8 protein-coding genes are annotated in these 11,964 nt (G+C 29.1%); all 8 read right to left on the reverse strand.

Annotation, left to right across the window (positions count from 1 at the left end; translation table 11 throughout):
* Positions 1-14 precede the first annotated feature (14 nt).
* On the reverse strand, positions 15-1,433 hold the full coding sequence (gene pyk, locus BUA70_RS05825) for a pyruvate kinase (RefSeq protein ID WP_072894691.1): 1,419 nt from the start codon (positions 1,431-1,433) through the stop codon (positions 15-17).
* Positions 1,434-1,572: 139 nt separating this feature from the next.
* Positions 1,573-2,532 (reverse strand): 6-phosphofructokinase, encoded by a 960-nt coding sequence (gene pfkA, locus BUA70_RS05830; RefSeq protein ID WP_072894693.1) that lies wholly within the window; start codon positions 2,530-2,532, stop codon positions 1,573-1,575.
* Positions 2,533-3,195: 663 nt separating this feature from the next.
* Positions 3,196-6,789 carry a DNA polymerase III subunit alpha gene (locus BUA70_RS05835; RefSeq protein WP_172607500.1) on the reverse strand — a complete coding sequence of 1,198 codons (3,594 nt, stop codon included), beginning with the start codon at positions 6,787-6,789 and terminating at the stop codon, positions 3,196-3,198.
* Between the two features lie 347 nt (positions 6,790-7,136).
* Positions 7,137-7,427 carry a Dabb family protein gene (locus BUA70_RS05840; RefSeq protein ID WP_072894699.1) on the reverse strand — a complete coding sequence of 97 codons (291 nt, stop codon included), beginning with the start codon at positions 7,425-7,427 and terminating at the stop codon, positions 7,137-7,139.
* A 146-nt stretch (positions 7,428-7,573) separates the two neighbouring features.
* A complete protein-coding gene (gene whiA / locus BUA70_RS05845; RefSeq protein WP_072894702.1) occupies positions 7,574-8,527 on the reverse strand; it encodes a DNA-binding protein WhiA in 954 nt (317 codons plus the stop codon).
* Between the two features lie 17 nt (positions 8,528-8,544).
* Positions 8,545-9,900 carry a gluconeogenesis factor YvcK family protein gene (locus BUA70_RS05850; protein ID WP_072894706.1) on the reverse strand — a complete coding sequence of 452 codons (1,356 nt, stop codon included), beginning with the start codon at positions 9,898-9,900 and terminating at the stop codon, positions 8,545-8,547.
* Positions 9,897-10,781 (reverse strand): RNase adapter RapZ, encoded by an 885-nt coding sequence (gene rapZ / locus BUA70_RS05855; protein ID WP_072894709.1) that lies wholly within the window; start codon positions 10,779-10,781, stop codon positions 9,897-9,899. Before rapZ ends, BUA70_RS05850 begins: the two co-directional genes overlap by 4 nt.
* A gap of 192 nt (positions 10,782-10,973) precedes the next feature.
* Positions 10,974-11,894, reverse strand: coding sequence for a UDP-N-acetylmuramate dehydrogenase (gene murB / locus BUA70_RS05860; RefSeq protein WP_072894712.1), 921 nt, complete (start codon positions 11,892-11,894; stop codon positions 10,974-10,976).
* Between the last annotated feature and the right edge of the window lie 70 nt (positions 11,895-11,964).

Here is an 11,964-nt window from a genome sequence, read left to right on the forward strand (position 1 = left end):
TTTCCTAAAAAATATTATTTAACTGTGCTTACTTTTAATAAGTTAGTTGTTCCAACTTCTGCAACTGGTACTCCTGCAGCTATAACTACAGTGTCTCCTGCTTTAACTAAGTTGTTAGCTTTAGCTATTTCAACTGATTTTTCCATCATTTCATCAGTACTGTTCATTTTCTCAGCAACTATTGGTAATACACCCCATGATAAAGCTAATTTCTTAGCAACTTTTTCATCTGGAGTTATAGCAACTATTGGTGCATCTGGTCTGCATTGTGATATTCTTCTAGCAGTAGCTCCACTTTGAGTTGATGAGATTATTGCAGTAGCTTTTAATTCATTTGCAGCATTGCAAGCAGCTCTGCTTATAACACCTTCTACAGCTGGTATATGGTTTTTAGCATTTGATACTGAAACTTCGTAAGTTAATTGCTTTTCAGTTTCTCTAGCTATTCTGTCCATTGTTTGAACAGCTTCTACTGGCCAGCTTCCATTAGCACTTTCACCACTTAACATTATTGCATCAGTACCATCTAGTATAGCGTTAGCTACGTCTGAAACTTCTGCTCTTGTTGGTCTTGGGTTTCTTATCATTGAGTCTAACATTTGAGTAGCAGTTATAACTGGCTTACCTATAGCATTACATTTTTCTATTATCATTTTTTGTACAGCTGGAACTTGCTCTATTGGAATTTCAACACCAAGGTCTCCTCTAGCAACCATTATTCCGTCTGAAGCCTCGATTATTGAATCTATGTTATCAACACCTTCTTGATTCTCTATTTTTGAGAATATTTGAATGTGTTCTCCACCATTTTCAACTAATACTTTTCTTATAGCTTTAACGTCTTCTGCTTTTCTTATGAATGAAGCAGCAACTAAGTTAACTCCGATTTCGCAACCGAACTTAAGGTCAGCCATATCTTTTTCAGTCATTGCTGGTAATTTTATTGAAACTCCAGGAACGTTAACTCCTTTGTGAGTTCCTACTAATCCAGTGTTTTTAACTACACAGTGAACTTTGTTTCCTTCGATTGATTCAACTTCTAATCCAACTAATCCATCATCTATAAGGATTATGTTTCCTGGCTTAACATCATTTGCTAGTCCATCATAAGTTACTGAACACTTAGTAGTATCTCCTATAACTTCTTCTTTACAGTAAACAGTGAATTTATCTCCTGCAGTTAATTCAACTTTGCTTGGTTCGAATTTACCAGTTCTTATTTCTGGTCCTTTTGTATCTAACATAACAGCTATTTCTTTGTTATATTTCTTAGCTAATTCTTTAACTAATCTAATTCTTCCGCCATGCTCTTCGTGGTCACCATGTGAAAAGTTATGTCTTGAAGCGTTAAGACCTGCTTCTATAATTTTTGATAAAATTTCTGGCTTTTCACTTGCTGGGCCTATTGTACATACCATCTTAGTTCTTCTCATTGAATAACACTCCTTCTGTTGTTTAATTAAAACCAAAATACATTTATTTATATTATCATGATAAAATCACGACATTAACACTATTAATATATTACTATTTTGTTTATTTTAAAATTTTAAGTAATATAAAGTCACTGTATTAATATGATAGGATTGTTGCTACATCATATAAATCTTTATCAAATTTTCTCTCTACTGCTAAAGCTTCATCTATATCCATATCAATTATTTTATTATCTTTTATTCCTACAACTCTGCAAGTTTTTCCTTCCATAAGAAGTTCAACTGCTCTTGCTCCTAATCTTGAAGCTAATACAGCATCTGAAACTGTTGGGCTTCCTCCTCTTTGGATATGTCCAAGAATTGTAGCTCTTGCATCTAATCCAGTTACATCTTCAACGTATTTTGCTAATTCTTCAGCTCCACCTACGCCTTCTGCTAATACAACTAAATTATGTTGTTTTCCTTTGCTCTTTCCTTCTAAAATTGTTTTACAAAGTTCATCTTTATCAAAGCCAACTTCTGGTACTATTATAGCTTCTGCTCCACCAGCTAAGCCAGAGTAAAGAGCTATATCTCCACAGTTTCTTCCCATTACTTCTATTATTGAAACTCTATCGTGTGAAGTTGATGTATCTCTTAACTTATGGATTGCATCCATAACAGTATTTATTGCTGTGTCAAATCCTATTGTAAAATCTGTGTAAGCCAAATCGTTGTCTATTGTTCCTGGAAGACCTATTGTTTTAACACCAAGTTTTGATAATAACTTAGCTCCTGTAAAAGATCCATCTCCTCCAATAACTACTAATGCATCTATATCTTTTTCTTTTAAAATATTTGCTGCATGTTTTCTTACTTCTTCATTTTTAAATTCTGGACATCTAGCAGTTCTTAATACAGTACCACCTCTTTGAATTATGTCTGAAACACTTTTTCTGTCCATTTTAAATATTTCACTATTTAATAATCCCTTGTATCCTTGCTCTATTCCATAAACTTCTAATCCATGATATAAAGCCATTCTTACTACTGCTCTAACAGCAGCATTCATTCCTGGTGCATCTCCACCACTTGTTAATATAGCTATTTTATTCATAAAAAATTCCTCCTTCACACCACCGGGACATAGCTAGTCCCATATATGCTAAATATTACCCACATTAACTAAACTAATTTAAATTTTACATAATAGATTAATTTTTTTCAACTTTTTAATGACATATTTTTTATTTAAGTTACTATATTTTTTTACAACACACACAATTTTACTTAATGTTACATAGCTTTTCAACAATTTCTAAAAATTAAATATAATATTCTTATATTTTTGCAGTAATATTATATGCTATAACTCAACATTTATGTAGTGTAAGCTTAAAATTTAATGAATTTAAGTGCTATAGTTATTTATCCGTTGTTTTTTTACATTTTATCTTATATTATTCCACATATTACGAATTCTATTCAATAAATTATAGTTTTTATACTAATTGTTAATCTATTTATTATATTTTTGTAAAATTTAATAATAAATCTTATTATTATTGTTTATCATAATGCTTTTATATCATTTTAAAACTATCAATCTATTTATAATACCATATATTAAAACTATTTTTTAGAATTTTATTTTATTTTTTTATTATTATTAAATATTTTTTATAATTTATAATTTCTTAAACATTTAAAAAGACAATCCTTAAAGATTATTATAGTCTTTACTGGACTGTCCTTTTATATATAAATAATTAATTTTCATTTAACTATTTGTATAATCTAAAACTTTAATATTTTCATCTCCTAATTTTTCCCTTAGAAATGAGATTACATCTGTTTCTAAGTTCACCCACATATCTTTATTAGCTCTAAATTGCTTTCTTTCCTTTTCTGCATAGATATATATTGGTGTATCACCTTTATAATTAGATAATAAAATCTTTAATGGCTTTACTACTTCTTTAGCTTTATTTAGATCTTTTACTCTAATATATACTTTAGAGGAATTTATTTTCTCTAATGGCTGGATATCTTCACATAATATTTTAGGCATTTCATCTTCTCTAATACTTACTCTTCCTCTTATAGCTACAAGCTCATCTTCTAAAACTAAAGAGTTAACTTTTTCTAAAACCTTAGGAAATACAATAACTTCAATTGACCCAGAAAGATCTTCTAATTTTACAAAAGCCATTATAGTATTATTTCTTGTAACCTTCCTATTAACTTCTGTAAGAATACCACCAATAACTACTCTTTCGCCATCACTTACATTATTTATAGCATTCATCATTAGGTTAACTTCACCTTCATCATTATGATTATCCTCTAAACTTTGATTGTGTGAACTTAATATTTTTTCTACTTCAATAGTAGTCTGGTACTTTAAGCTATCTTTATATTCATCTAATGGATGACCACTTAAATAAAGTCCTGTCATTTCTTTTTCCATTGCTAAAATAAGTTTTTTATCAAATTCTTTGATGTTAGGATATTGTATCTCTGGCATCAGCTCTTCTTTATCTTCTCCGCCAAATAAGCTTATTTGTCCTTCTATATTTCTTTTTCTTTGGCTTGCAACTCCATCTAAAAGTTTTTCATAAACTGCTAGAAGCTGAGATCTATGTACTTTAAAGTCATCAAAGGCACCTGCTTTTATTAAACTTTCCACAGCTCTTTTATTTATTGTTGATAAATCCATCTTATTACAAAAATCCATTAAAGATTTAAATTTACCTTTACTGTCTCTTGATTTCACTAGATTTTCAACTACATTTATTCCAACATTTTTTATTGCTGCAAGGCCAAAAATTATAGTATCTCCCTTTACAGTGAACTTAGAATAACTCTCGTTTATGTCTGGTGGTAAAACCTTTATACCTAATTTTTCTGCAAAATTAATATAAAAGGCTACTTTTTCATTTATTCCCATTATGCTATTAAGCATGGCTGCTATATATTCCACTGGATAATATTTCATTAAGTAACCTGTTTGAAATCCTATTACTGCATATGCAGCAGCATGACTTTTATTAAATGCATAGGAAGCAAAGTCCATCATGGAATCAAATATTTTATTTCCAGCTTGCTCTGATATACCCTTTCTTACACAACCTGGAACTTGAACTTCTCCATCATTATCTACTATCCCATAAATAAAATTTTTACGTTCTTCTTCCATAACTTTATGCTTTTTCTTAGACATTGCTCTTCTAACTAAATCACTTCTACCTAAAGAATATCCACCTAAATCTCTAACAATCTGCATAACCTGTTCTTGATACACCATAACTCCATAGGTAACATTTAAAATAGGTTCTAGCTCCGGTGTTAGATATTCTATCTTGTCTGGATTTTTTTTATTTTCTATATATCTTGGTATTTCTGCCATTGGACCTGGTCTATATAATGAAATTCCAGCTATTATATCTTCAAGAGAATCTGGCTTTAACTCTTTCATAAATGAAGTCATCCCAGCTGATTCTAATTGGAATACTCCTACTGTATTTCCTTCTCCAATCATATTGTAAACTTCTTTATCATCAAAATCTATTTTATCTAAGTCTATATCTATTCCTCTGTTTTCTTTTATCATCTTTACTGCATCATTCATAACAGTTAAAGTTCTAAGACCTAAAAAGTCCATTTTTAAAAGTCCAAGTTCCTCTAAGGTTACCATATCAAATTGAGTTACTATATTTTCTTCATTTTTTTGAAGAGGAACATATTCTACCAATGGCTTAGAAGCTATAACTACACCAGCTGCATGGGTAGATGAGTGCCTTGGTAATCCTTCTAAATTTTTACTAATATCTATAAGAGCTTTTACTCTTTCCTCTGTTTCATATGCAGTTTTAAGCTCCGGATTAATATCTAACGCCTTTTCTATTGTTATTCCAAGCATTGTAGGTATCATCTTTGCTATTCTATCTACTTCTGCATATGGATAGTTCATAGCTCTTCCTACATCTCTTATACAAGCTCTAGCAGCCATTGTTCCAAAGGTTATTATTTGAGATACATTATCCACTCCATATTTTTCTACAACATAATCTATAACCTCAGGTCTTCTTTCATAGCAAAAATCTGAGTCTATATCTGGCATACTAACCCTTTCAGGATTTAAAAAACGTTCAAAAAGTAGATTATATTTTATTGAATCTATCTTTGTTATACCTAATGTATATGCAACTACAGATCCTGCTCCAGAGCCTCTTCCTGGACCAGTAGGAATTCCATTATCCCTTGCATACTTTATAAAATCCCAAACTATTAAAAAATAATCTACATATCCCATTTGATTTATTACTGATAATTCATAATTTAATCTATCTGAATAAATTTTAGCCTCTTCATTATTATTGCTAAACTTTAATAAACTTTCTAAATCAAAAGGCTTATCTCTAAAATCTTTAAAAACTTCATATCTTTCTATTAAACCTTTAAAACAAGTTTCCCTTAAATATTCAAAAGGATCTGTTCCTTCTGGAAGAGGAAATTTAGGAAGTTTAGATTTATGAAATTCATAATCAAAATTACATTCTTCTGCAATTTTAACTGTATTTTCTAAAGCCTCTGGCGCATAAGAAAACATTTCCCACATTTCTTCTGGAGATTTTAAATAAAACTGATCTGATGGATATCTCATTCTATTTTCTTCATCAACAGTTTTTCCTGTTTGAATACATAGAAGAATATCATGTGCTTCTGAGTCTTCTTGTTTTATATAATGGACATCATTAGTAGCTACTAATGGTATGTTTAATTCCTTAGACATCTTAAGAATCTCATCATTTACAGTTCTTTGTTTATCTAATCCATGATACTGAAGCTCTAAATAAAATCCATCTTTAAATATTTTTTTATAAAATAAAGCAACTTCTTTGGCTTTATTAATTTTTCCATCTAAAATATTTGATTGAACTTCCCCACCAAGACAAGCACTTAAGGCTATTAACCCCTCACTATGAGCTTTTAAATAATCATGATCTACTCTAGGTTTGTAATAAAAACCTTCAATAGACGCTTTAGAAACTATCTTCATTAAGTTTTTATATCCAACTTCATTTTTCACTAATAAAACTAAATGGTGAGTGTCATTTTCTCTATCATTATTTTTTATATGCATAGATTTTGAAGCAACATAAACCTCACATCCTAATATAGGTTTTATTCCTACCTCTTTTGCAGCTTTATAAAAATCAACACATCCATACATAACACCATGATCTGTAATAGCAACACTATCCATTCCTAGTTCTTTAGCTCTCTTAACAACTTTTTTTATTTTTCCTGAACCATCTAAGAGGCTATACCCAGTATGTAAATGTAGATGTACAAATTTTTTATCTTCCAATAAATCACTTCCTTTCATCTAACGTAATGAATTGATTTATAAGGTTTTATATTTTTATTAATTTATTATACCCTTTTATAAAAGTCAAGTATAGTTCCATATAAATTCAAATTACATATGTATAATAATGTTTTATATAATATTTATTTTTCCACAGTAAACTATATGTTTATATTGTAGGCTGTGGAAATCTTATTATTTTCACACTTATCTGTGGATATTATATTTTCCTATATCATTTTAGATTTATAGAACCTTAAATTTTAATTTTAAAAATTTTTCTTTTTATATAAAAAGAGCTCCTTAAAGCAGCTCTTTTAAAAAAGTAATAGTGTTTATTCATTTATTTATAGAAAATAATCTACAGTTTTAGAACATTCAAGCATTGGTTTAAGATTTTTCAAAACGTTATTTACATGAAAATCCGAAACTGTATAGGTTTCGTAATCTTCCCTTGAAATAAATCTAGTAACTAATGCAATGTCAAAACTTCTCTCTGTTTTTAAAACATCTATTCCAACTTCTAACCCTTTAAGTTCTGGAATTTTTCCTTCCATACTTTTTAAAATATCTTCGGCTTTATTTAAGTTGTCTTTTGTTGGGTTAGATAATTTAAAAAATACTATGTGTGTAAACATATAATCACCTCTAATTAAAGTTATAAAACTTTTATCATATATTAAATTTAAATAAAAAATATAATATAACCTATATTTAAATATACCGTAAAAAATATATCTTCATTTAAAATTTACATAAACTTATATTACTTTTAATTAAAGCTTTATAAGGCATCTCCACCTCTTAATTCTTCTGCAATTTTTTCTATCTTTCTAAGCCTATGATTTACACCTGATTTTCCTACTGGCGGATCTAATAATTCACCTAATTCCTTTAGAGATTCATCTGGATATTCTAATCTAAGCTCTGCTATTTCCCTTAAATTTTTAGGTAATCTTCCAAGTCCTATTTCTTTTTGGATTAATTTTATGCTCTCAACTTGCCTTACTGCTGCATTTACAGTCTTACTTAAATTAGCAGTTTCACAATTTACTAGCCTATTTACATTATTTCTCATTTCTTTCATTATTCTTATATTCTCAAGTTCTAACAATGATGAATGAGCTCCTATTATATTTAGAAGATCTACTATTTGCTCCCCTTCTTTTATATAAACTATATAACTACTTTTTCTTTGTATAACTTTAGAATTTAAATCAAATCTATTTATAAGTCTACTTAAATCTTCTGCATATTCCAAACTATGAGTTACAAACTCTAGATGATATGTTTTTTCTGGATTAGAAATACTTCCGCCACCTATAAAAGCTCCTCTTATATACGCTCTTGCATTTTCATCTTTAGAAACCAGCTCTTGATCTATTCCATAATCTAAAGACATTATTCCATCTGTCTCTTTTAGTATCCCAGTTTCTCTTAAAAGTTCTTTAGCGCCCATTTCTTCCGTTATAAGAACCATATATATATTATTCTTTTTTAAAGAATTACTCCTTTTTACCATAAGCCTAGAGTGAATGTTAAAATGTTCTTTAAGTAAGGTAAACATTAGTCTAGCAGATGCTGGATTTTCAGTAGTTATTTTGAAACTTATTTGTCTTCCACTAAAAGCAAGAGTTCCACTAACCTTCATTATAGCAGATATTTCCGCTAAAGCTTCTTCTTTTGAGAGATTTACATATCTACAGATTTCTCCTTTAACCTTTGATGAAAATGACATATTTGCTCCTTCCAAATTTATAATTTTTTATTTAAATTTTTTCTTTCACTTTCTTTACTTTTAACTCTTTGTGATAAGTACATATATTCTAATATCTTCTTTCTATCATAAAGAAGTTTCTTTTCCATTATTGTTTCGATTAAGACTTCTGCCAAATGATCTGAATCGTGTCTTATTAAATCTTTTTTTATCTTAACCAAATTAGCCTTAACAATATCTAAACCTAACTTTTTAAGTTTTGCATCATCTAATTCAACTAAATTAGAATCTTCATCTAGATATTTTTCTTTTAAATGATCTGGAATAGGATCTACATTGGCTACAACGCAGTCTACTGTATCCTTACCACAATATTTATTTATAATATTAACATGATCAGAAACCTTAAAATTATCTGTTTCTCCTGGTTGAGTCATTATATTTGATATATATATTTTAAGAGCATTACTCTTTCTAACAGAAATCGCAATATCTTTTACTAAAAGATTAGGAATAATTGACGTATATAAACTTCCTGGTCCTAAAACTATAGCATCTGCTTCTTTAATTGCAGTTAAAGCATCCTTTAAAGGTTTTGCATTTTCTGGCACTATTTTAAGATTTTTTATCTTACTTTTTTGTTTATATGCTTCATTGGGTATATTTGATTCGCCCTCTATTATATTGCCATTTTCAAGCTCTGCTTTTAAAGTCATGTCATCTAAAGTTACTGGTAAAACTTTACCTGTAACAGCTAATACAGAACTCATTTTTTGAACAGCATCCTCAAAGTTATCAGATATTCCATCCATAGCTGCTAAAAATAAATTTCCAAAGCTTTGATTTTTAAGTCTTCCGTCCTTAAATCTATATTGTAATAGCTCTTCCATAAGAGGTTCTGTATCTGCTAAAGCTAATATACAGTTTCTTATATCTCCTGGCGGCAAAATTCCAAGATCTTCTCTTAAGTCTCCAGAACCGCCACCATCATCTGCCACTGTAACTATAGCTGTAATATTTGATGTATAGTACTTTAACCCTCTAAGCATAGTAGAAAGTCCTGTACCTCCCCCTATTACAACTATTTTAGGCCCCTTTACTAAAAGTCTCTTTTCATAAATAAGATTCTCTATTTTCTCGTTATTTAAAGATACCTTTATATATCCTTTATTGATTAAAGCTATAATTGATTTCATTCCTTCTGTTACTGATACATATAAAACTAAAATCCCAGTTACATTCAAAAAAATATAAAATACTTTATACGCTAAATCATAAACTCTATGCATTACCAGTTCTGTAAATCCAAAAGCAATTAAAAGTATTCCAAAAATGGAAAACAATATCCACCTCTTTACCTTTATGCCAGGTTTTAACCAATCTATTAGCTTCATAGCTTTCTTGCTCCTCTATTTACGTCCTCTACTATATCCCTATGATCAACATTTATTGAATAATTATTTTCTTTTAATTTTTTATATACAGCCTCTGCAATAGCTACGGAGCGATGTCTTCCTCCTGTACAGCCTATTGATATTATAAGCTGTCTCTTACCTTCCTTTACATAATTTGGAATTAAAAACTTTAACATTTCATCTAATCTTTTTAAAAAGCCCTTAGTTTCTTCATGTTTTAAAACATAATCACTTACAGGCTTATCTAACCCTGAAAAAGGTTTTAAATCTGGAATATAGAAAGGATTTGGTAAAAATCTTACATCAAAAACCAAATCTGAATCTGTTGGTATTCCATACTTAAAGCCAAAAGAAAGAACTGTTATTTTTAGTTGTTTTTCTACTGGCGCTCCAGTTCCATAAAGCATATTTATTTTTTCTCTTAAGTCTCTAATTGAATACTTTGAAGTGTCAATTAAATTATCTGCTCTATCTTTTAATTCTCTTAATTTTTTTCTTTCATCTATTATTCCATTTATTACCCTTCCCTCTGGTGATAAAGGATGACTTCTTCTACTCTCTTTAAATCTTTTTACAAGCACTTCATCTGATGCTTCTAAAAATAAAATTTCATATTGGAAATCATTTTCTTTTAGATATAATAAACTTTCGAATAAATCATCAAAAAATACTCCACCTCTAATATCTATAACTAAAGCTACTTTATCTATTTTTCCATTACTTTGAATACAGGCTTCTGCAAACTTTGGTATTAATTTTGGAGGTAAGTTATCTATACAAAAAAATCCTAAATCTTCTAGGCTTCGTGTTGCTTCTGTTTTACCTGCTCCTGATAAACCTGTTACTATTACAAATCTCATATTCTTCCTCCTTTAACAAAATAAAAATATACCTTTTAATAAATTATAACATAGAATTAATTATTTAATGATAAGTAAATTAAGGTTTTTTACTATAAAATAGCCTAAAAATTAGGCTGTATCAAATCCCTTGATACAGCCTAATTAATATTCAATTAAATTAATAAATAGACATTAATTTAATCATAAATTTTACTTTTTATCTTCCCCAAGTATTCTAACCTCCGGAGTAAGCTCTACATCAAATTTTTCTTTAACAGTTTTTTGAATGTGAGCGATTAAATTTAATATATCTTCTGCAGTAGCTCTATTTTTGTTTATTACAAACCCTGAATGCTTTTCAGAAACCGCGGCACCACCTAAAGTAAATCCTTTAAGACCAGCATCCTGAATAAGCTTTCCTGCAAAATGTCCTGGTGGTCTTTTAAATGTGCTACCTGCTGATGGATACTCTAAAGGTTGTTTTTCTTCTCTTTTCTTTGTAAGCTCTTCTATTCTATCTTTTATTTGATTATAGTCACCCTTTTGCAGTGAAAAAGTGGCACTTAGTACTATAAATCCTTTTTCCATTATAGCACTAGTTCTGTATCCTAAATTTAGTTCTTGTTTTTCTAAAGTTATTATTTCTTGTTTATCATTTATAACTTCAACACTTTCTACTATATAGGATATTTCTCCATCATAAGCTCCAGCATTCATAAATACTGCTCCACCTACACTACCAGGTATACCACAAGCAAATTCAAAACCTTTAAGGGAATACTCTAAAGCAGTTTTGGATACATCTGCTAGAAGAGCTCCACAATCTGCTGTTATGCTTTCACCATCTACAGTAATATCTTTTATATTACTGATTTTTATAACTACACCTCTAATACCTCCATCTTTTACTAAAAGATTAGAGCCATTACCGATTATTATATATGGTATATTATTCTCCTTACAAAGTTTTATAGTTTCTACTACTTGAACCTTTTTTCTAGGTGTTAATAATATATCTGCTGGACCTCCTACTTTAAAATATATATGTTCATTCATAGGAGAATTTAGTTCTATATCTTTTTCATCATAAATCTTATATAATAATTTGCTAAACTCAATATAGTGGTTCATGCTTTAAACTCCTCAAAATTATTAGTTAACTGTAACATAATATAGTATAAATTAATTATTGACTACTTAT

The sequence above is a fragment of the Clostridium fallax genome, from assembly GCF_900129365.1.
GTDB classification, from domain to species: domain Bacteria; phylum Bacillota; class Clostridia; order Clostridiales; family Clostridiaceae; genus Clostridium_AH; species Clostridium_AH fallax.